This window comes from Nocardia brasiliensis NBRC 14402 (genome assembly GCF_000308475.2).
Lineage (GTDB): Bacteria > Actinomycetota > Actinomycetes > Mycobacteriales > Mycobacteriaceae > Nocardia > Nocardia brasiliensis.
On sequence record NZ_BAFT02000057.1, the window covers coordinates 177,439 to 197,110 of the forward strand.

At 66.4% G+C, this 19,672-nt stretch carries 21 protein-coding genes, 1 tRNA gene and 1 pseudogene; 17 read left to right on the forward strand and 6 right to left on the reverse strand.

The annotated features are described in order from the left end of the window. The first annotated feature begins 46 nt into the window (after positions 1 to 46). Positions 47 to 733, forward strand: a complete 687-nt coding sequence (locus tag TY25_RS17855) for a response regulator transcription factor (protein ID WP_014988300.1) — start codon at positions 47 to 49, stop codon at positions 731 to 733. A gap of 9 nt (positions 734 to 742) precedes the next feature. Beyond that, complete coding sequence (locus TY25_RS17860) at positions 743 to 2,215, forward strand: sensor histidine kinase (protein ID WP_042257683.1); 1,473 nt, start codon at positions 743 to 745, stop codon at positions 2,213 to 2,215. A 33-nt stretch (positions 2,216 to 2,248) separates the two neighbouring features. Here the strand turns inward: TY25_RS17860 and TY25_RS17865 are convergent, their stop codons facing one another. Next, positions 2,249 to 2,542 (reverse strand): hypothetical protein, encoded by a 294-nt coding sequence (locus TY25_RS17865; protein ID WP_146154129.1) that lies wholly within the window; start codon positions 2,540 to 2,542, stop codon positions 2,249 to 2,251. A 791-nt stretch (positions 2,543 to 3,333) separates the two neighbouring features. On the opposite strand from TY25_RS17865, the gene TY25_RS17870 reads away from it, so the two are divergent. The 5 genes from TY25_RS17870 to TY25_RS17890 all read left to right on the forward strand — a co-directional run bounded on the left by TY25_RS17870 (position 3,334) and on the right by TY25_RS17890 (position 8,259). Then, entirely contained in the window at positions 3,334 to 4,761 is a 1,428-nt protein-coding gene (locus tag TY25_RS17870; protein WP_081868941.1) for a S1C family serine protease, read from the forward strand. A gap of 80 nt (positions 4,762 to 4,841) precedes the next feature. Beyond that, the gene (locus TY25_RS17875; RefSeq protein ID WP_218471713.1) at positions 4,842 to 5,336 is read left to right on the forward strand and encodes a MogA/MoaB family molybdenum cofactor biosynthesis protein; all 495 of its coding nucleotides are present in this window, start codon (positions 4,842 to 4,844) and stop codon (positions 5,334 to 5,336) included. Between the two features lie 700 nt (positions 5,337 to 6,036). Beyond that, on the forward strand, positions 6,037 to 6,711 hold the full coding sequence (locus TY25_RS17880) for an MspA family porin (protein WP_042257687.1): 675 nt from the start codon (positions 6,037 to 6,039) through the stop codon (positions 6,709 to 6,711). 72 nt (positions 6,712 to 6,783) lie between these two features. Beyond that, entirely contained in the window at positions 6,784 to 7,446 is a 663-nt protein-coding gene (locus tag TY25_RS17885) for an MspA family porin (protein WP_042257689.1), read from the forward strand. A gap of 162 nt (positions 7,447 to 7,608) precedes the next feature. Beyond that, on the forward strand, positions 7,609 to 8,259 hold the full coding sequence (locus TY25_RS17890) for an MspA family porin (protein WP_042257691.1): 651 nt from the start codon (positions 7,609 to 7,611) through the stop codon (positions 8,257 to 8,259). A 79-nt stretch (positions 8,260 to 8,338) separates the two neighbouring features. Here TY25_RS17890 and mscL read toward each other — a convergent pair whose 3' ends face one another. The 4 genes from mscL to TY25_RS17910 all read right to left on the reverse strand — a co-directional run bounded on the left by mscL (position 8,339) and on the right by TY25_RS17910 (position 10,678). After that, positions 8,339 to 8,743: a large conductance mechanosensitive channel protein MscL gene (mscL, locus tag TY25_RS17895; protein ID WP_042257692.1), complete on the reverse strand. Its 405-nt coding sequence runs from the start codon at positions 8,741 to 8,743 to the stop codon at positions 8,339 to 8,341. Between the two features lie 219 nt (positions 8,744 to 8,962). After that, positions 8,963 to 9,613, reverse strand: coding sequence for an SAF domain-containing protein (locus TY25_RS17900; protein ID WP_042257694.1), 651 nt, complete (start codon positions 9,611 to 9,613; stop codon positions 8,963 to 8,965). 88 nt (positions 9,614 to 9,701) lie between these two features. Continuing rightward, complete coding sequence (locus TY25_RS17905; RefSeq protein WP_042257996.1) at positions 9,702 to 10,013, reverse strand: FmdB family zinc ribbon protein; 312 nt, start codon at positions 10,011 to 10,013, stop codon at positions 9,702 to 9,704. A 68-nt stretch (positions 10,014 to 10,081) separates the two neighbouring features. Further along, positions 10,082 to 10,678, reverse strand: coding sequence for a 5-formyltetrahydrofolate cyclo-ligase (locus TY25_RS17910; protein ID WP_042257998.1), 597 nt, complete (start codon positions 10,676 to 10,678; stop codon positions 10,082 to 10,084). Positions 10,679 to 10,758: 80 nt separating this feature from the next. Here TY25_RS17910 and TY25_RS17915 point away from each other — a divergent pair, with 80 nt between their 5' ends. From TY25_RS17915 to TY25_RS17935, 5 genes are all read left to right on the forward strand, one after another. After that, positions 10,759 to 11,715 carry a UTP--glucose-1-phosphate uridylyltransferase gene (locus TY25_RS17915; protein ID WP_042257696.1) on the forward strand — a complete coding sequence of 319 codons (957 nt, stop codon included), beginning with the start codon at positions 10,759 to 10,761 and terminating at the stop codon, positions 11,713 to 11,715. A 152-nt stretch (positions 11,716 to 11,867) separates the two neighbouring features. After that, entirely contained in the window at positions 11,868 to 13,127 is a 1,260-nt protein-coding gene (gene glp, locus TY25_RS17920) for a molybdotransferase-like divisome protein Glp (RefSeq protein ID WP_014988287.1), read from the forward strand. Between the two features lie 12 nt (positions 13,128 to 13,139). Next, entirely contained in the window at positions 13,140 to 13,790 is a 651-nt protein-coding gene (locus TY25_RS17925) for a GNAT family N-acetyltransferase (RefSeq protein WP_014988286.1), read from the forward strand. Between the two features lie 277 nt (positions 13,791 to 14,067). After that, positions 14,068 to 15,201, forward strand: a complete 1,134-nt coding sequence (gene sepX / locus TY25_RS17930) for a divisome protein SepX/GlpR (RefSeq protein WP_174484638.1) — start codon at positions 14,068 to 14,070, stop codon at positions 15,199 to 15,201. An 82-nt stretch (positions 15,202 to 15,283) separates the two neighbouring features. Then, positions 15,284 to 15,359, forward strand: a tRNA-Ala gene (locus TY25_RS17935). A 551-nt stretch (positions 15,360 to 15,910) separates the two neighbouring features. On the opposite strand, the gene TY25_RS17940 is transcribed toward TY25_RS17935, so the two are convergent. Next, entirely contained in the window at positions 15,911 to 16,159 is a 249-nt protein-coding gene (locus tag TY25_RS17940; protein ID WP_042257699.1) for a hypothetical protein, read from the reverse strand. A gap of 174 nt (positions 16,160 to 16,333) precedes the next feature. On the opposite strand from TY25_RS17940, the gene TY25_RS17945 reads away from it, so the two are divergent. The 5 genes and pseudogenes from TY25_RS17945 to TY25_RS17960 all read left to right on the forward strand — a co-directional run bounded on the left by TY25_RS17945 (position 16,334) and on the right by TY25_RS17960 (position 19,631). Beyond that, entirely contained in the window at positions 16,334 to 17,452 is a 1,119-nt protein-coding gene (locus TY25_RS17945; protein WP_042257701.1) for a Fic family protein, read from the forward strand. Positions 17,453 to 17,691: 239 nt separating this feature from the next. Beyond that, a complete protein-coding gene (locus tag TY25_RS17950; RefSeq protein WP_052383037.1) occupies positions 17,692 to 18,156 on the forward strand; it encodes a cupin domain-containing protein in 465 nt (154 codons plus the stop codon). A 47-nt stretch (positions 18,157 to 18,203) separates the two neighbouring features. Continuing rightward, a pseudogene (locus TY25_RS44465) lies at positions 18,204 to 18,632 on the forward strand (aminotransferase class I/II-fold pyridoxal phosphate-dependent enzyme); the annotation flags it as partial. A 157-nt stretch (positions 18,633 to 18,789) separates the two neighbouring features. After that, entirely contained in the window at positions 18,790 to 19,236 is a 447-nt protein-coding gene (locus TY25_RS44470; RefSeq protein ID WP_256656711.1) for an aminotransferase class I/II-fold pyridoxal phosphate-dependent enzyme, read from the forward strand. Then, on the forward strand, positions 19,221 to 19,631 hold the full coding sequence (locus TY25_RS17960) for a hypothetical protein (RefSeq protein ID WP_042257703.1): 411 nt from the start codon (positions 19,221 to 19,223) through the stop codon (positions 19,629 to 19,631). The genes TY25_RS44470 and TY25_RS17960 overlap by 16 nt, the downstream gene beginning before the upstream one ends. Positions 19,632 to 19,672 lie beyond the last annotated feature (41 nt).

The window sequence follows — 19,672 nt, forward strand, 5'->3', positions numbered from 1 at the left end:
GGTCCCCTCTCAGTCGGCTCTCAGTCGATACGGTCAAACTGGTCGCATGCGCATTCTGGTAGTAGACGACGATCGCGCCGTCCGCGAGTCGCTGCGCCGGTCGCTGACCTTCAACGGCTACTCCGTCGATCTCGCGGTCGACGGGGTGGATGCCCTGGAAAAGGCAACCGATCAGCGACCGGACGCGTTGGTGTTGGACGTGATGATGCCGCGGATGGACGGCCTCGAGGTCTGCCGGCGGTTGCGCAGTACCGGTGACGATCTCCCCATTCTGGTTTTGACAGCACGGGATTCGGTGTCCGAGCGCGTTGCCGGACTCGACGCCGGCGCGGACGACTATTTGCCGAAACCCTTCGCATTGGAAGAATTGCTCGCCCGTTTGCGCGCACTGTTGCGACGCACCACCGCCGATCCCGGCGAGACATCGGAGGCAATGACGTTCGCCGATTTGTCGCTGGATCCGGTGACCCGGGAGGTTTCTCGCGGCGAACGGGCGATCAGTCTCACCCGCACCGAGTTCTCGTTGCTGGAAATGCTGATGGCCAATCCGCGCCGGGTGCTGACCCGTAGCCGCATCCTCGAGGAGGTCTGGGGTTACGACTTCCCGACCTCGGGCAACGCGCTCGAGGTGTACATCGGATATTTGCGGCGCAAGACCGAAGCCGACGGCGAGCCCCGGCTCATTCACACCGTGCGCGGTGTCGGCTATGTCCTGAGGGAGACACCCCCCTAGGGGGACGCCATGGCACGAAATGTTCCGAAGCGGCCGGTGGTCGCCGGGCTCGGTCAACCGGAACCCCCCGAAATGCGCCCCCCGATCCCACTCACCCGCTCGGTCTCCCTGCGCTGGCGGGTCACGCTACTGGCGGCGTCGGTCGTCGCGATCGCGGTCGCGGTCACCTCGATCGCGGCCTACGCGATGGTGGCTCGTTCGTTGTACGGCGACGTCGACGCACAGTTGCGGACGCGGGCCGCGACGATGATCAACAGCGACATCGACAACATCCCGTTCCAGTCGTTGACCATGGCGACACTGTTCTCCAACGACATCGGTGTCGGGATCATCTACCCGATTCCCTCCGGCGCCCCGGCGGGCACCGTGTCCGGATACGTGCCGCCACAGCCGGCCAAGCCGCCGATCGGCCCCGAGGAGCTGGCGGTTGCCCGCAACGAGATGCCTTCGTCGTTGCGTACGTACAAGAACCAGCGGGTGCTGGCGAGGCGCACCGACACCGGTGTCACGCTGGTGATTTCACAGCGGTTGGAGCCGACGAGGGCAGTGCTCGACCGGCTCGCCTGGCTGTTGTTCGTGGTCGGCGGCTGTGGCGTCGTCCTGGCCGCGGCGGCGGGCACCGCGGTCGGCCGTACCGGGCTGCGGCCGATCGCACGGCTCACCGCGGCGACCGAGCGTATCGCCCGTACCGACGATCTGACGCCCATTCCGGTCACGGGTGATGACGAATTGGCGCGCCTCACCGAGAGTTTCAACACCATGCTGCGCGCGCTGAACGAATCACGGGACCGCCAGCGCAGATTGGTGGCCGACGCCGGACACGAGTTGCGGACGCCGCTCACGTCGTTGCGGACCAATATGGAGTTGCTGATCGCGTCCAGCAGGCCGGGCGCCCCGCGCCTGCCCGATGAGGACATGGCAGAACTGCGGGCCGACGTCATGGCCCAGATCGAGGAACTGTCCACTCTGGTGGGCGATTTGGTCGACCTGGCCAGGGAGGACGCACCCGAAGCCGTGTACGACCGGGTCGATCTCGGCGAAGTCACCGAGCGCGCTCTGGAGCGAGTCAGACGTCGACGTTCCGGGATCGAGTTCGTCGCGGGTCTGCGTCCCTGGTTCGTGTACGGCCACGAGGCCGGTTTGGAGCGCGCGATCCTCAACGTGCTGGACAACGCCGCGAAATGGAGCCCGGGCGGTGCGCAGATATACGTCACGATGCACGACACCGGAGCCGGTCTGCTCGAGCTGGTGGTCGACGACGCAGGTCCCGGGATCCCGCCCGCTGAACGGGAATTGGTGTTCGAGCGGTTCTATCGAACCACTGCGTCGCGCTCTATGCCCGGTTCCGGGCTAGGTCTATCGATCGTCAAACAGGTGGTGACCAAACACGGCGGAACCATCGCCATCGATGCCTCGCCACGCGGCGGCACCCTGGTCCGCATCGTGCTGCCCGGCGAAGCGGGCGTGGCCACGGTCGAGTGAGTCGCCACATACCCGACCGTAGCCACAGCGTTACTACCGCTTGATTTCGCAATTCCGGGCCAGTGCGCCGAGGGAAGTCGCGAAATTTTCGGCGTCACGTACGGCGTTTCGCATGGCTTCGGCATCATTCGCGCCGGTTCCGGCTCCGCCGATCGTCCCGGCGTATCGTCCGTCCGGGCCGTAGGCGAGGCAGGACACTTCGATTCTGACTTGTGCCGAAGCAATGCCCGCGCCGACGGCCAATGCCGGTATCGCGAAACCGAGCAGAGCGGCGACGAAAATAATAGACTTCTTCATGGGTAGCATCTGCTTTCTATAAATCGACAACGGTGGCAGGTTTTGCGCGGGGGTATCGGAGAGCGATGAATGAACGCACTCGTCGGCTCTGGACCTCGGCGGGACACAGTTGCGTTACTCCGCTAAACCGCAGTTCAACCACGTTCGCTCCGCGGCTGGGGCCGCTGGTCGATCTTCGGTTGCGCCTGACTCATCAGCTCGCTTGGTAAAATCGGCGACTGAACCAGCGGTGTAGTGCGGCAATTCGCGAGGGTCGCGTATAGGAGCCGGTACTGGAATATCGAGTGTGGTCGACGCGGCTATTTTGTCGCTGTGAGAACCGCGGTGTGGATCGGAGTCGCCGATCCTGTGCAGCGGGAAGCTGCGGATTGTGTGAAGGCCAGCCGAGCGTGCAACTTTTCGATCAACATTAATCCCACCCCAGAATTGTGTTGTCACTCGTCAAAGGAAGCACTCGGTAGCTTATCGCAGCGATGTGAACACGGCAATGGTTTTGTGGCTCACGGGTTTTCGGACGATGTCGCGAAGGGTTTGCTCGTGAAGTCGCAGTCGGACGGTAATCTCCTGATGGGTGCCGTCAGAGCGGGTGGCTATCAGTTGCGGATGCGCACTGCCCTGAGGGGGGCGCGACGCACTGCGCATCCGCAGGTCGGTGCGTACGCTGTTGCCTGGGCGCGGGGGAGTTCGGCCCGGTAGCGGGTGGCCGCGTGCGGCCGCGAGAAGTGGGTAGACATCTCGGACAATTGAAAGCACGGTCTCAGTCCGCTCTCAGTCGTCGTCGTCAAGCTGGTCGGCAGACGTTGAGGAGAAACGAGGAGTCCATGACCGAGGATTCGCAGGACCGGCGGGACGAGGCGGCGAACGCCACGCCCGACCGGCCGCAGCCGACCGAACAGATCCCGGCAGCACCGGCGAACCCGCCGTACGCAGCGGATTCCGCCTATGCGCCGCACAGCTACGGGTCGTTCGAAGGTCAGCATCCGATGGGTCACTATCCGCCGCCCCAGCACACGCAGCCGTTCCCCGGCCCCGAGTACGGCGCGCCGCCGCCCTACGACCCGCACGCCGGCTTCGATCCGCAAGCGCCGCAGGGCGGCCCGTTCGAGGAGCCCAAGCCGCCCCGCCGCCCGATCCGGACCGGACTGGTCGCGGGCGCGGTGGCGCTGGCCCTGGTCAGCGGTGGCGTCGGCGGCGCGGTGGGCGCCCTGGTCAGTCATTCCGACACCGGGAGTTCGGTCGTCACCAACGCGCTGGACCAGCCGAAGCCGAACGTCAACAACGTTTCCAACGCACCGGCCGGATCGACGCAGGCGGTGGCGCAGAAGGTGCTGCCCAGCGTGGTGATGATCAAGGTGGCCAGCAGCCGGGCCGAGGGCGAGGGCTCCGGTGTGGTGCTGTCCTCCGACGGCCTCATCCTGACCAATAATCACGTGGCCGCGGGCGGTGGCCCGAACGCCAAGATGGAGGTCATGTTCTCCGACGGCAGCACCGCGCCCGCCACGATCGTCGGCGCGGACCCCGTCTCGGACCTGGCCGTCATCAAGGTCAGCGGCAAGTCCGGCCTGACCCCGATCGAACTGGGCACCTCGTCGAACCTGCAGGTCGGCCAGCCGGTTGTGGCGATCGGTTCGCCGCTCGGCCTGGCGGGCACGGTCACCACCGGCATCGTCTCCGCGCTGAACCGCCCGGTTTCGACCAGCGGTGAGGGCGCGCAGAATCCGGCCGCCGCGAACCCGGTGATCGACGCGATCCAGACCGACGCCGCGATCAACCCGGGTAATTCCGGTGGCGCGCTCGTCGACGGCAGTGGCAAGCTCATCGGCATCAACACCGCCATCGCCAGCCTGGGCGGCGGCGAGGTGGGTGTCGGTCAGCAGAGCGGCTCGATCGGCCTCGGCTTCGCCATCCCGGTCGACCAGGCCCGCCGCGTCGCCGACGAACTCATCAAGACCGGTCACGCGACGTACGCACAGATCGGCGTCAAGATTCAGAAGCAGGACACCGCCAACGGCGCACGGGTGCTGGAATCCACCCCGGACGGGCCGGCCGCCAAGGCGGGCATCCCCGCGGGCGTGGTCGTCACGAAACTGAATGACCGGACCATCGATTCGGGCGACGCGCTCGTCGCCGCGGTCCGCTCGCACCAACCAGGAGACAAGGTGAAAGTCACCTATACCGATGAACAAGGCAACAATCCGAAGACCGTCGAGGTGACCCTCACCGGTGCGCCTGCGGACGGCGGGCGGTGATGCGCGTGCTGCAGGGCGGGTGGACTCCGCTGCTCGACACGGCCGCCGATGTTCTCGGCGCAGGCGCTACGGTGAGCACCATGGAAATCGATGCTCCTGTGGCGGGGCGTGCTCTGGTGGTGGTCGTCGATGATCGAACGGCGCATGGAGGTGTTGACTCGCTCGGTCCGCTGGTCACCGAGCTGCTCACCGAAGCGGGCTTCCTGGTGGACGCCTCGGTCTCGGTGCAGGCCGACGAGGTCGAGATCCGCAATGCGCTGAACACCGCGGTGATCGGCGGTGTCGACCTGGTCATCTCAGTCGGCGGTACCGGTATGTCGCCGCGTGATGTCACCCCCGAGGCCACCTCGCAGGTCCTCGATCGCGAACTGCCCGGCATCAGCGAGGCGCTGCGCTCCTCCGGCCGGGTAGCGGGTTCGCTCGATGCGGGGCTGTCCCGCGGTGTGGCGGGCGTTTCCGGCAGCACCCTGGTGGTGAACCTGCCGGGCACCCGGGCCGCCGTGCGTGACGGTATGGCGACGCTCGGCCCGCTGGCGAGCAAAGTGATCGGCGAACTCTCCGGATTGGTCGAATAATTACGGTTTCCAGTTCTTCCGACGACATCCCTCGTCCGGCGGCGCGCCGGGCGGGGGATGCGGCGCGTCTGGCCGCTATCTTCGGCGACACCCTCCCAGACACTACGCGCGACGAACGCGATCACGATTCGGATAACGCATCTTCGACCGATGATTGGCTGCGTTCCCAGATTCCCCCGCATCACGGATGACTGCCGATATCTACGTAGTTGCTACGTAACGTCCAGTCGGCTTCCCGGCGAATTACTCGCTGATGTTTCAGATCCGAGTCCCTTCTCTCGTTCTTGTACGGCCCTGTCCCGTATTCAGCGCTTGGCGTTTTGGTGACTCGGTCGGCACCGTCCGGTCGGTCCGACTGTCTCCGCCACGTAATTTGCGCACGTCAAATAGCATTCTTTCGTTAACGACTGTGATCTACATCACATTGATCTTTACGAAAGCTCGCGTTGCAGTGCCGTTACCTAGCGTTTAATGTTCGCCACGAGCCACCCACACTGGACTTCATCGGCCCGGGTGCGGCACGTACGCGTCGACCCGGCGGAACCTGGCTCGGTTCCGTTGCCAGCCGGAGCGTCGCGGCGACCTTTAATTGCTGGTTACACACCGGCAACAAAAGGGCGACAAACTGAGCTGGGCCTGCGAGGACCACTGTCCAGCCTCGATGGTCGAGGCTGACTGTTTTAACCTGATGAGGGGAAGTATGAGCGAGAACCGCACCAACGGTCTGCGCCGCGGTGCCCGCGTCGCGGGCGTCGGCGCTGCCGCTGCCGTGGCCATGGGCCTCCTTTCGACCGGCGCTGCCAGCGCTGATGTTTTTGTGCCGTTGCCGGACGGCCAGAAGCTCGGACCGGGCGTGACCATTACCCGCACCGGAGAGCACGCCATCGTCTCGCCGTCGCTTGCGGCCAACGGCGCGGGCCGCGTCGTGTGGGTTTCCGGTAACGCCTCGGCGGATGTCACCGAGACCCCCGAGGGCAAGGTCGGCCCCTGGAACGGCGCGACGAACAAGCCCGGCACCAACAACTCCTCGACCCACGGCACGTCCCAGCTCAACACCGGCTACATCATCGGCTGCCAGGTCAGCATCGCCGACGACGCGATCTCCGTCGGTGTCTCGGCCAAGGTCGACCTCTCCAGCGGTGGCGTCGGTGGCTCCATCGGCCTGAACCTGGGCCCCGGTGACGTCAAGTTCGTCCAGATCGAGCTGAAAGACATCACCAAGCCCGGCGCCTACTCGGTCGAGTACCAGGACGTCGAGATGGAAATCCAGGGCTGCGCGGGCTACGCCCAGGCGCGCTCCTACACCGTGGTCGAGATCATCGGTGACAACTACTCGAAGACCACCCTCTACGGGGCGCCGTTCAGCATCGGCTGACGACTGTCGAATTCTCGAATTGTTGAACACCTTTCTCGCTGAAACGAACTCAACCCCTGAGGGATTTAACAAATGATCAACCGTAAGAACTTGGTGCGGGCAGCCGGTGTCGGTGCCGCCGCAACCATCGCCATGGGCCTGTTCTCCATCGGTGCCGCGAATGCGGACACCTTCGTGCCGCTGCCCGGCGGCGAGATCACCAAGACGCTGTCCGACGGCACTGTGGTGACGGTCCGCCTCGTCAACGAGTCGGCGAACATCAACCCGTCCATGGGCTCGACTCCGGTGCACCGCAACGCGTGGGTGTCCGGTTCGGCGCAGGTCGAGATCAACGGCACCGCGACGGGCAAGATCCGTCCGGGCTACGTGGTCGGCTGCCAGGTCAACATCGACGGCGGCAACGCCACCGGTGGCGTCGACGCCAGCGGCAAGTGGGACGGTAGCAGCGGCGATGTCGGCGCCAGCGGCGGCGGCAACCTGACCCTCGGCCCGGGCCAGGCGACCTCGTTCTACCTGCTCGACCGCGAAGTGGCCGACGACTTCGGCAACGAGGATCACTCGACCCAGATCACCTTCAAGAACGGCAAGGGCTCGGTCACCTGGGCCGACTCCACCATCGGCCTCGGCGGCTGTGCCGGCTACGCGCAGGCTCGCGCGTTCGTCAAGGTCAAGGTCGAGACCGACAACGTCATGTCCTACGTGACGCTGTGGGGCCAGCCGTTCAGCCTCGGCTGACGTCTGATCTCACCTCGCACGACATAAGCGGGCCCGTCGCCACCGCGACGGGCCCGCTTTGGTGTTTCCTGTCTGCCGCCGCCACCAGCGCCGAGGCAGGGGCTGTCCTCGGTTCTCCACTCGCAGTTGCGAATTCGTTCCGCTAGGGGTCGACAAAACACGATGATCAACCGCAAGAATCTGATGCGCCGGGCCGGGCTCGGCGCCGCCGTCACCGTCGCGATGGGCCTGTGCGCCACCGGCACGGCCGATGCCGGTACCTTCGTCGCGCTGCCGGGCGGTGAGCTGTCCAAGACGCTGGCCGACGGCACCGTGGTGACGATCGAATTGGCCGGCGAATCGGTCGACATCGAACCGTTCATGGGCCTGCTGCCGCTGCCGCGCAACGCCGCGGTCTCCGGCCGGGTGCGGGTCGAGTTGTCCGGGCCGCCCGAAGGCAAGGCCGGGTCGATCTTCCCGGGCTATACCGTCGGTTGTGAGGCCGATGTGAGCGGTGGCGGTGCCGGGGATCTGGACGCGGCCGCACCGCGTACGGGCGCCGTCACCGACGGCACGCTGGTGCTCGGCCCGGGGCAGGTGCAGTCTTTCTACGTACGCGACCTGGAGCAGGCGGGCGATCTCGGCACCGAGGTGTACACGGCGCGTAACCAGTTCGAGGGCAGCACCGGCTCGGTCAGCTGGACCAACGAGAACATCGCCCTCTACGGCTGCAGCGGGCCCGCGCAGGCGCGCGCGTTCGTCAGCCTCAGCGTGGAAACCGATCAGCTCGTCACCTGGATCACGTTGTGGGGCCAGCCTTTCAGCCTCGGCTGACACCAAAGATCAACCAGCACAAGTAGAAACAAGCCCGTCGCGTTCGCGACGGGCTTGTGCTGTTGCTGAACAACAGGTTTCAGGACTCGTGCTTACCGCCCGCGCTGCGCTGGCCCTCGGCCAGCAGGTCGCGGATCTGGATGAGCAGTTCGGTGTCGCTGAGCTCGACCGCCTCTTTGCTGAACTTCTTCTTCACGTGGGTGGCGGGCAGGACCAGCACGAAGTACAGCACGGCGGCGATGATCGCGAAGTTGATCGCCGCGGTGATGATCGGGCCGACCTGGACGAAGGTCGCGGGTTTGTCGGCAACCAGCTGGAAGCCGAGCCCCAATTCGTTGCTGCCGCCGAAGACGGCCAGGATCGGATTGACGATGCCGTTGGTGAAAGCGGTGACGATCGCGACGAACGCGGTGCCGATGACCACGGCAACCGCCAGGTCCACGACGTTTCCGCGGAACAGAAAATCCTTGAAACCCTTGAGCATTGCCGATGTCTCCTCTACTTGTGGAGCTGACAAGTCGAGCTGGCCGGGCGACATCTACCGGTACGGGCGATGCTAGTTGACCTTGCTGGCAAATGTGTGGACAACATCCGGGCGGCCGCCTCGTCCGCAGTGCGTGCCCGGCCGGGATCGCCTGCTGCGATCGGAACAAGGATCCACTCGGTGAGCTCTTCTCGGCCGACCTGGGTGTTGTCCGTCTGCTCAGTGGAAGACGACGGCAAGCGCGGTGTGCAGGGACGCTGCCGCGACCACCGCGGCATGTTCGGCGTCCATCGCGACCAGCACCACCCGTTCTTTGACGCCGCGTCCGTCCCCGGGGCCGGACACCAGGACCACCGCGGCATCGGTGGCCAGGGTGCGGGCGGGCCTGCTGCCCTGTTCCTCGCCGCCGATCACGTCGACCCGATCGCCGGCGCGCAGGATTTCGGTGACCGCGGTGTCGGCGAGCCGGATGGGCACGATCCTGGCGTCGCGCGCGCCGGTCGCGACGGCGGCCAGCCGCGACCCGACCACCCGGAGATCGGTGAACACTTCGCCGGCGCGCACGGCGCCGGTCAGCGTGGCGCCGACGACGGTCGCGGGATCACGGACGACGCCCGCGGGTAGCACGGCGGCCTCTCGTGGGGCGGTGCGCAGATCATCGGCTTCGAGGACCCGGCCCGGCGCGAGGTCGCGGCCGGCGACGACCACCGTCGCGCGTTCGGAACCCGGATCACCGCGCAGAAACAGGACCACCGCCGCCACGACCAGTCCCGCGGCCAGCAGCCGCCGTACCAGCAAGCTGTCGGCCCAGGGTGGTCGCTGCCACGTCGCGAAGTGTTCGCGGCCGAGATCGGCGAAGGGGCGAGTCATGGTCGGATCTTATGATCGCGGCCACCCTCGATCGGTCCCGGAAAGGGGCGGTTGTGGATAAACGAAGGGCCTGTGGATAACTCTCAGATCAGCTGGCCACGGCGGTGCTCGCCGTGCTGTTGCTGCCGTTGGAGGAGCTGGAATCCGAGGACGTCGAGGAGCTCGAACCGTTGTCGGACTTGCCGTTGTCGGACTTCGCGGGCTCGCTCGCGGTGGACGCGCCGCCGCGGCTGTCGGTGCGGTAGAAGCCGCTGCCCTTGAACACGATGCCGACCGAGTTGAACAGCTTGCGCAGCTTGCCGGAGCACTCGGGGCAGACCGTCAGCGACTCGTCGGAAAAGGACTGAACGATGTCGAAGCGGTTGTCACACTGGGTGCACGCATACGAATAAGTTGGCACAGCATCCTCCGCGAGTTTCGTCATCTGGCACTCTACAGCCGACAGTGCCAACGTTGCCAATCCGCTGTTCATTCCGCCGCGTGATCTTCGCCAAGCCGTTGCAGCCCGCCGCGCGGCGTGAGCGCCCAGCCCATCCGCAGATCGTGCGGCTCCTCGGGCAGCCGGGGCACCACCTCGTCGTCGCGGACCACCGCGACCAGCCGGGCGTCGTCCCGCGCGGCGGCCAGCGTTCGGTCGTAATAACCAGCCCCGCGCCCGAGCCGCACGCCGCGCCGGTCCACCGCGAGCGCGGGCACCAGGATCAGCTCGGCCCAGCCGACCGCCGCGCTGGTCAGCGCCGAGCCGGTGGGTTCGAGCAGGCCGAACCTGGCCCGCCGCAAACTTTCCCGGCCCAGGTATTCGGCCCAGTCCAGTGGTCCGGGCGGACCGGTCACCGGGAGCAGTACGCGCGCGCCGGCCGTCCGCATCGCGTCGAGCAGTTCGAGCGACCCCGGTTCACCACGCACGGGCACGTATGCGCACACCCAGCCGTCGAGGTCGAGCCCGGTGACCGCGGCGGCGAGGGCGCGGGCTTCGGCGGCGTGCTCGCCGGGCGGCAGTGCTGTACGTCTCGCAAGAATTTCGGTGCGCCATGCATGTTTCTCGCGCTCGCCGGGCATCTCCATGGCGATCACCATAGGCTGGCCGGAATACCGGTCGGCTCGACAGCGAGTCAGAGGCTGTGACGGATGGATAGGGTAATCGCATGACAGCAAAGGCCGGACAACCCGGCGATGCCGCGCCGGCATCGTGCTTCCGCACGGCCGTGGTCCCCGCGGCCGGGCTCGGCACACGGTTCTTGCCCGCGACGAAGACGGTGCCCAAAGAGCTGCTGCCGGTAGTCGACACCCCCGGCATCGAGCTGGTCGCCGCCGAGGCTGCCGACTCCGGCGCGCAGCGGTTGGTGATCGTCACCTCACCGGGCAAAGACGGTGTGGTCGCGCACTTCGTCGAGGACCTGGTGCTGGAGAGCACCCTCGCCGAGCGCGGCAAGTTCCAGCTGCTGGAGAAGGTGCGCAAGGCGCCCGGTCTGCTCGACGTCACCTCGGTGGTGCAGGAGGAACCGCTGGGCCTCGGTCACGCGGTCGCCCAGGCCGAGACCGCGCTGGACGACGACGAAGACGCTATCGCCGTGCTGCTCCCGGACGATCTGGTGCTGCCCTCCGGCGTGCTCGACGTGATGTGCCGGGTCCGGCGCAAGCGCGGCGGCACCGTGCTGTGCGCCATCGATGTGCCCAAGGACGAGGTCAGCGCGTACGGCGTCTTCGATGTCGCTACTGTGCCGGACGCGGTGAATCCGAATGTGCTGCGGGTCAAGGGCATGGTGGAGAAGCCCGCCCTCGCCGACGCGCCGTCCACTTTCGCCGCGGCGGGCCGATACCTGTTGGACCGCGCGATCTTCGACGCGCTGCGCCGGATCGAGCCGGGCGCCGGCGGTGAATTGCAGCTCACCGACGCCATCGCGCTGCTGATCGCCGAGGGACATCCGGTTCATGTCGTGGTGCACCGTGGGTCGCGCCACGATTTGGGGAACCCGGGCGGCTATCTTCGTGCTGCGGTCGATTTCGCTTTGGAACGCGACGAATACGGCCCTGCCCTGCGGGAGTGGCTGCAACATCGGCTCGGTCCCGACTGGGATCCGCAGCTGACGGCCTACGAGTAGCGGTCGGCAGCCGACGGAGGTCAGCGTCGGGTTTCGCCGATAGTGGACCGTCGGGTACCAATGATGGTTCACCATCTCGCGTCGAATCGGTTGTGCCGAGGCGATATCGCGCGATGGAATCGGTGGCGTGCGAAGAGATCAGGAAGGGCTGGATGCGCTCGGTTGAGGATCAGCAGATCAAGGTGACCGCCGCGGCGGTCGCGCCTCGGCCGGTCCGGGTCGCGATTTCCGAGGCTCAGGGCCTGCTGTGCGCCGAGGACGTCGTCACCGAGCGGCCGCTGCCCGGCTTCGACCAGGCCGCGATCGACGGCTACGCCGTGCGCAGCGTCGACGTGTCCGCCGCGGGCTCGGATATCCGCAACGAGGACGGCGATCTCGTAGACCTGACGCTGCCCGTGGTCGGCGAGGTCATCGCCGGATCCCGGCAGCCCATCCGATTACAGCCGCGCCAGACCGTCCGGGTCGACACCGGCGCACCGCTGCCCACCCTCGCCGATGCCGTGCTGCCGTTGGACTTCACCGACGGTGGCCGCGCGAAGATCAAGATCTACGAACCGGTCCGCTCCGGCGACTATGTGCGGCGCATCGGCGACGACGTGCAGCCCGGCGACGTTGCGGTGCGCGCGGGCACCATCATCGGCGCGGCGCAGGTGGGGCTGCTCGCGGCGGTCGGGCAGGACAAGGTGCTCGTGCATCCGCGGCCGCGGCTGTCGGTGATCTCGGTCGGCGGCGAGCTCATCGATATCGATCGCACACCCGGTCCGGGCCAGGTCTATGACGTCAACTCCTACGCGCTGGCCGCGGCGGCCCGGGACGCGGGCGCGGACGTGAACCGGGTCGGCATCGTCAGCGCGGACCCGCGGCGGCTACGCGACGTGGTCGAGGGACAACTGGTGCGCTCCGAGGTGGTCGTCATCGCGGGCGCGGTCGGCGGCTGGGCCTCCGAACAGGTCCGGGAGGCACTGGAGGGGCTCGGCGAGCTCGAAATCGCCCGCGTCGCCATGCATCCCGGCTCGGTCCAGGGTTTCGGCCGGCTCGGCCGCGACGAGGTGCCGACCTTCCTGCTGCCGTCCAACCCGGTCGGCGCGCTGGTCGTGTTCGAGGTGATGGTGCGTCCGCTGATCCGGATCGCGCTGGGGCGCAGGCATCCCATGCGCCGGATCATCATGGCCAGGACCATCACCCCGATCAGCTCCATGGCCGGGCGCAAGGGCTATCTGCGCGCGCAGCTCATGCGCGACGAGGCCACCGGCGATTACCTCGTGCAACCACTCGGCGGTGGCGCCGGCGCCTCCTCGCACCTGCTCGCCACCCTTGCCGAGGCCAACAGCTTGATCGTGATCGATCCCGATGACACCGAGATCCGCACCGGCGACGAGGTCAGGGTCGCTTTCCTCGCACAGCGCGGCTGAGACGTGGAGACGATGAACGTATTCCGGGTCACCCAGCATCCGGGCTGGCCCGCGCGGCTCGGTCCGATCCGGGTCCCGGCCGGACAGGTGAGTTTGCGCCCGGTGCGCCTGCGTGACGCCGCCGCTTGGAGTCGAATCCGATTGCGGGACAGGGAACATCTGGAGCCGTGGGAGCCCACCGGGCGCGGTGCCTGGGAGGCGCGCAACCACGCGTCCAATTGGCCGTCGCTGTGGTCGAGCCTCAAGGCCGAGGCCCGGCGCGGCGCGATGATCCCGCTGGTGATCGAGGTCGACGGGCACTTCAGCGGGCAGCTCACCGTCGGCAATATCGTGCGCGGCGCGCTGCGTTCGGGCTGGATCGGGTACTGGGTCGCGAAGGATCTCGGCGGCAAGGGCGTCGCCACCGCCGCGCTCGCGCTCGGCCTCGACCACTGCTTCGGCGAGGTCGGCCTGCATCGGGTCGAGGCCACCGTGCGCCCGGAGAACCTGGCCAGCCAGGCCGTGCTGCGCAATGTCGGCTTCCGCGAGGAGGGCCTGTTGCGCCGCTACCTCGATGTGGACGGCGCCTGGCGCGATCACCTGCTCGTCGGGATCACCGTCGAGGAGCTGACCGGCACCGTCGTGGACCGTTTGATCCGGGAGGGCCGGGCTACTCCGCTCTGACTATCCGGACACTCCCGGAGCATTCGACGCGCGGCAGAAATGGTTACTTTGTGACAGGTGTGGCGGATGTGCACGGCGCGCCTGCCGGATGTCGACGTGTCACGGAATTAACCTACGGACGTCGGAGGTGCGTCTTGCGCCCCCGGCAGGGAGCCTGCGAGGCGACCGGCGCCCGTGCGGTAGCGACGGACGGACGCCGGACGTACGCGGGGCGTGCTGCGCACCGCTCGCCGGCCGAATGGACCGAATCCAGGCGGGGACGGAGGTGCTGACCGCGATGCCGAACTCGATTCTGTGGATCGGGCTGGTCGTGCTCTGGGTCTTCGTCCTGTTCCCGATCCTCGCCGACCGGCACCCGCGGATCCGCCGGACCACCGACGCCGCGCTCGCCACCCGAGTGCTGCACCGCGGAGATTCCAAGCGGCGCACCAAGAGTGGCCCGGCCGCCGGGCACGAAACCGATCCCAACTGGCGGCCCCGCCGCACACAGAGAAAGTATGCCCACAGCGATGATGCGGAGGACCGGATGACAACACCGGCCGACGACCCCGTCACCGAAGGTGACCCGCCCGCGATCGCCGAATCAGCGGCATCCCACCCCGAACCAGAGCGCACCGACGCCGAACTCGCCGAGGCCGAACTCGTCGACACCGAACTCGCCGACGATGCCGAGCGCGCGGACGCGGACTCCGACTCCGCCGATCTCCCCGCCGACGATCTCGAATCCGACACTGTCGCAGCCGAAGTCGACGCACCCCAGGACGATGCGGCCGATGATGACGACGTGCACGACGACCAGGCGGAGCAGACCCGCCCCGAACCGGCGGCCGCCCGGATCCCGCCCGCGCGTTCCACCGTGCCCGCCCGCGTCGAACTCGACGACTACGACGCTGCCCGCGACGACTACGACGACGACTTCGACTACGTCCCCACCCGCCGCGGCCGCGGCGGCTACGACCCCGAAGCCGACGCCATCGCCCGCGCCGCCCGCTACACCTTCCGGCAGCGCGCCGTCCTCGGCCTCGTCCTCACCGCCCTGCTCTGCGGCGGCCTGGCAGTAGCCCTCAACCCCCTCTTCTGGTGGGGCTGCGGCCTGTCCTGCATGGTCCTTGTCGGCTACCTCACCTACCTACGCCGCCAAGTCCGCATCGAAGAGGACATCCGCCGCCGCCGCGCCGCCCGCCTCAGCCGCGCCCAGCAACTAGGCGAACCCGACCACCCCCACCACGCCCCCACCCCCCGCGGCAGCATGGACCGCGACACCGCCCGAGCTCTCCGCCGGCGCTCGTCCCTACTAGAGGTAGACGACGAGGACCCCATGTTCGACCACCTCGACCCCTTCGACCCGGCGACAGCACGAGCACTCCGGGACCGGACGAGCGGAGACATGCGCCGGGCAGCAGGGGAGTGAATAACCCCAGCTAAACCCCCCGATTCGGAGTCTCGCAGCATCCTTTGCTACAGTTGCACAGCGCGGTTCCCCGGAGCCGCACGGGGCTATAGCGCAGTTGGTAGCGCGTCTCGTTCGCATCGAGAAGGTCAGGGGTTCGATTCCCCTTAGCTCCACCAAAAAGCCCGGCCTCGGCCGGGCTTTTTGGTTTCTGCGCAGTTCGCGGGCAACGGATCTCGCGCGCCGGCTTGACTCGTCTGCGATCCAAGTCGCCAAACTTGCAGCCCGCCCGTGCGCCAGACCTGGTGCCACGCCACGGTACGCCTCCTGGGAGGCGACCATCTAAAAGCCCGTCCGCGACCACTCTCTCCACGCGCTTCAACAAGGGCCGCGCCGTAGGCTTTCAGGTTCGAGCTCTTTCGCAGCGTCGGTGTCCACACCGCCGTACTGACGACGCCAGTGGTACGTCGTCGCCGCCGACACCCCAGTTCTGCCGCGGCTTCCTCTCCGGTCTTGCCCGCCGCGATCAGCTCATCGGCACGGCGCAGCTTCCGCCCGCTCTCCTCCGCGGAATGCCGTTTGCGCCCTGCTATGTCACTCAGGTCTCTTCCAGCCCTCGACCAGGGCCAACAAGGACTCTCATACCGAATGGTCTCATTCATAGGGACGGGCCATTATGTAATGAAGGCCAAAGCGAGCATGTCCGCGGATCCCGAGCGGGCTGCCCAGATCAAGGAGGCTGTTCTGAGTCGTCGAATGCATTCTCTATCAATGCGTCTGCCTCGTCCGCAAGCTCGTATACGACGCACCGAAGTTCGCATTCGATCGTGAGCTCACGGGCTCGCGTATGTAACTCGGCCTCGCTCGCTGTGTCAAGGCGAACCATATGGATCAACTCCATGGCGTCATCGACGAACGGGTTGTAGCCGTGTTCCTTGATCCAATCAAGAGTCCACTTGATAGAAGCTTCCATGTCCACGTCCCCAGGCTCCGCGATTCGGATCGTTGAGACTGCGTAATGGCATTCGGAATTCGCAGCGGGTCCTTGCGTGGCATCGCGACTTTACTGGTCGAGGTCCGCCGGGCCTCAGCGTGCGGCGATTGCCCGACTATTCACCGCATATTATGCGGTGAATAGGAGTACAATCGCCGTATGGCCTACGGGAACCGCACCTACATCTGGGAGGACCCGGACTGGCCTGACTTGCGGTACGACGCTGAACGGCTGACTGGACCTCTGGCCGAGGTTGCGCAACGGCAGGGCCACCTGCTCGGTCGGCTGGCGGACACCGAACAGACGGTGCGGGAGCAGGCAGGTCTTTCGGCGCTCACTGAGGATGTGGTCAAGACCAGTGAGATCGAGGGTGAACTGCTGAACGCCGCATCGGTGCGTTCGTCCATCGCACGCCACCTGGGTGTGGACATCGGCGCAGCCGCTCCAACCGACCGGAACGTCGACGGCGTGGTTCAAATGGTGCTCGACGCGACCGTGCATCATGACCAGGCAGTGACCCCTGAGCGGCTCTTCGGCTGGCATGCTGGACTTTTTCCTACTGGGCATTCCGGTATCTCACGCGTTCGCGTCGGTGGGTGGCGTACCGACGCCACCGGTCCGATGGAGGTCGTTTCCGGAAGCTATGGCAGACAGCGCGTGCATTTCGAAGCGCCGCCGGCTAAGCGACTGGACACCGAGATGCGGCGGTTCCTGGACTGGTTCAATCGTGACGCGACCGAGTCACCGATCGTGAAAGCTGGTCTGGCGCATCTGTGGTTTGTGACCGTGCACCCCTTCGATGACGGCAACGGACGCATTGCGCGCGCGCTCGGCGACCTGTGGTTGGCGCGTGCCGATCGCAGTTCTCTTCGCTTCTACAGCCTTTCGGCGCAAATACAGCGTGATCGCAACGCCTACTACACAATTCTGGAACGAACACAGAAGGGCACACTCGATGTCACCGAATGGCTCCTGTGGTTCCTTGCCGCATTGCAACGCTCGATTGCGCACGCTGACGAGGCCGTCGACATGGTTCTGACGAAGACCCGTTTCTGGCGCACCTGGCGGCAGGTCCCCATGAACGCCCGCCAGATCGCGATGCTAAACCGCCTCATGGATGGTTTCCAGGGCAAACTGACCACCCGCAAATGGTCGATCATCACGAAGTGCTCGCAAGACTCTGCGCTTCGGGACATCAATGAGCTGGTCGAGCTCGGCGTACTCCGCCGGTCGGACTCCGGCGGGCGAAGCACCTCATACCAGGTCGTTCAGCCCTGAGTGGAGAGCGTCTTGTTCTCGTTCGTCGCGTAGCTATGGCAACCTCGCGTCCCTTGTCCGGCGACCTCAATAAGCGAACCTTGCACCGGTTCGCCACGGACTCGCCTGCCTGGTGACGGCGGATCGACGCCCGGACATACCCCGGCGAACTCTTGGTGAACTCGGCTTCGGTGGGTGCGCCGCATCGTTGAAAACACCTTGAGTTCAGCTACATCCGACCGAACAGTATGGGATAGCTGATGATGAACGCCCACAAGGCCGTACGTGTCGTCGCCGCTGCTGATGCCGCGAAGCAGATCGGGCGGCAGGCGCAGCATCTCGTTCCCTGCATCACGCGGGAAACGTCTGGGAGCCGGGGGATTTCGGCCGGTATGGTGAATATGGCGCCGGGGAAGGTGTCGCGGGCGCATTATCATGCGCGCAGCGAGATCGTCGTTCTCTGTCTGCAGGGTCGTGCGGTGACGCTGATCGGTGCGGAATTGACGCCTTACGTGCATGGACCAGGGGATTTCGTGTACATCCCCGAGGGGGTGGTGCATGTGGCGGTGAACCTCAGTGAGACCGATGAACTGGTTGCTGTGGAGATGCGTACCGATCCGATGTTCAACGACGACGTGGTGCTCACACCGGAGCACGACGGTGCTGTCGCGGAGGTCGTCGCGCGGCTGCGTCGTGAGCTTTCGATGGTGGGCGCGGGTCTGTGACTGCCGTCAGTTCCCGCGCGGCGGTGCGCAGCGGGCCGATCGACGATATGTTCACGGCGCTGGCCCGGCGGCCGGAGCTGATCTCGTTTGCGGTGGGCGCGCCGGATCCCGCTTTGCTGCCGGGCGATTTGGTGGCTGGGCTGGCCGCTGATGTCGTCGCGGAATATGGGACCTCGGTTCTGCAATACGGGACGACCCGCGGATTTCCGCCGCTGCTGGACGAGGCTCAGGTACTCCTGCGGGAACGGCAGATCACCGATACCGGGGAGCTGACTCATATCGCGACGGGCGGCTCCGGAGCGCTGCACAGCACGTGCATGGCGCTACTCGGCCCGGGGTCGGTAGTGCTGGTGGAGACACCGACTTATGGGCCTGCGGTGAAGGTTTTCCGTAGTCACGGGGCAGTCGTCATCGGAGTCGAGTCGGACGCGGACGGTATCGTGCCCGCGGCACTGGATGCCGCACTGACCCGTCAGGCGGTGGCGATGGTTTACCTGCTGCCGACATTCCAGAACCCGACCGGACGAACCATGTCCGCCATCCGGGGAGCCCGCCTTCTGGTCCTTCGCGCCGGACAACACCGCCTACGTCACCTCGCTGTCGAAAACTGTTGCGCCCGCACTGCGCATCGGAATCGCAGTGCTACCGGAGCGCCTTTTGGAACCTGTACTCGCGTTGAAGCAGGGCATCGATATGCAGACCTCCACCTTCAACCAGGCGATTGCCGCGGCCTTCCTGCGCAGCACGAAAGGTGCCGCACACGTGGCCCGAGCCATCATCAATTACGGTGCGAAGCTGGCCACGCTCACCGCTGCGCTACACCGGTACATGCCGCCAGGATTCTCGTGGACCGAGCCGGAAGGCGGCATGTTCGTTTGGGTCGAGGGGCCAACAGCTTTCGACGCCGACAGGATGATTCGCCCGGCGTTGGACGCAGGCATCGCACTCCTGCCCGGCAGTATGTTCTATGCCGCGGATAGCCCGCCCCGCAACGGCATCCGCCTGAGCTTCGCGAACGTGCCCAGCGCCGAGATCGACCGCGGTGTGCGGATACTCGCCGAACTGTGCGCGACGCGATGAATATCGTTGGCGTCTGGGAGGTGCGGGCCGACAGCGCCCCATTCGCATACCACGTCATGGTGTTCCATGCGGACGGCACCATGCTGCAGTCGAATCCGGATCACGGCAATCGCGTCACCAGCGACAGCAACGGCATGGGCACCTGGCACGCGAACGGCTCGACGGTATCCGGAGCATTCCTCGAATTCACCGTCGACCGCACCGCTCCCGACTCGGTCTGCCGGGGAGTCGTCCAGTTCGAGTTCACGCTGCACGACAACGAGTTCCACGGCTCGGCCAGCGCAATGTTCTATGACCTGGACGGAGCCCCTCGACGCGGCCCGTTGACAACCGCCCTCACCGGGCGAAGGTTCGACGCCCGCACGTACTCGATGCCTGCTGCGAGTTCTTCGTAACCCGGGGCTGCGGAACCGAACCTGTTCTGCCTTCCGCCTTA

What these genes read in the sequence shown, in the direction of transcription:
- glp (WP_014988287.1), top strand. Translation starts at nt 11,868, where the DNA reads ATGCGCTCGGTTGAGGATCAGCAGATCAAGGTGACCGCCGCGGCGGTC.
- TY25_RS17950 (WP_052383037.1), top strand. Translation starts at nt 17,692, where the DNA reads ATGATGAACGCCCACAAGGCCGTACGTGTCGTCGCCGCTGCTGATGCC.
- TY25_RS17885 (WP_042257689.1), top strand. Translation starts at nt 6,784, where the DNA reads ATGATCAACCGTAAGAACTTGGTGCGGGCAGCCGGTGTCGGTGCCGCC.
- TY25_RS17910 (WP_042257998.1), bottom strand. Translation starts at nt 10,678, where the DNA reads ATGGAGATGCCCGGCGAGCGCGAGAAACATGCATGGCGCACCGAAATT.
- TY25_RS17880 (WP_042257687.1), top strand. Translation starts at nt 6,037, where the DNA reads ATGAGCGAGAACCGCACCAACGGTCTGCGCCGCGGTGCCCGCGTCGCG.
- TY25_RS17890 (WP_042257691.1), top strand. Translation starts at nt 7,609, where the DNA reads ATGATCAACCGCAAGAATCTGATGCGCCGGGCCGGGCTCGGCGCCGCC.
- TY25_RS17900 (WP_042257694.1), bottom strand. Translation starts at nt 9,613, where the DNA reads ATGACTCGCCCCTTCGCCGATCTCGGCCGCGAACACTTCGCGACGTGG.
- TY25_RS17915 (WP_042257696.1), top strand. Translation starts at nt 10,759, where the DNA reads ATGACAGCAAAGGCCGGACAACCCGGCGATGCCGCGCCGGCATCGTGC.
- TY25_RS17945 (WP_042257701.1), top strand. Translation starts at nt 16,334, where the DNA reads ATGGCCTACGGGAACCGCACCTACATCTGGGAGGACCCGGACTGGCCT.
- TY25_RS17870 (WP_081868941.1), top strand. Translation starts at nt 3,334, where the DNA reads ATGACCGAGGATTCGCAGGACCGGCGGGACGAGGCGGCGAACGCCACG.
- TY25_RS17875 (WP_218471713.1), top strand. Translation starts at nt 4,842, where the DNA reads ATGGAAATCGATGCTCCTGTGGCGGGGCGTGCTCTGGTGGTGGTCGTC.
- sepX (WP_174484638.1), top strand. Translation starts at nt 14,068, where the DNA reads ATGCCGAACTCGATTCTGTGGATCGGGCTGGTCGTGCTCTGGGTCTTC.
- mscL (WP_042257692.1), bottom strand. Translation starts at nt 8,743, where the DNA reads ATGCTCAAGGGTTTCAAGGATTTTCTGTTCCGCGGAAACGTCGTGGAC.
- TY25_RS17855 (WP_014988300.1), top strand. Translation starts at nt 47, where the DNA reads ATGCGCATTCTGGTAGTAGACGACGATCGCGCCGTCCGCGAGTCGCTG.
- TY25_RS17860 (WP_042257683.1), top strand. Translation starts at nt 743, where the DNA reads ATGGCACGAAATGTTCCGAAGCGGCCGGTGGTCGCCGGGCTCGGTCAA.
- TY25_RS17925 (WP_014988286.1), top strand. Translation starts at nt 13,140, where the DNA reads ATGAACGTATTCCGGGTCACCCAGCATCCGGGCTGGCCCGCGCGGCTC.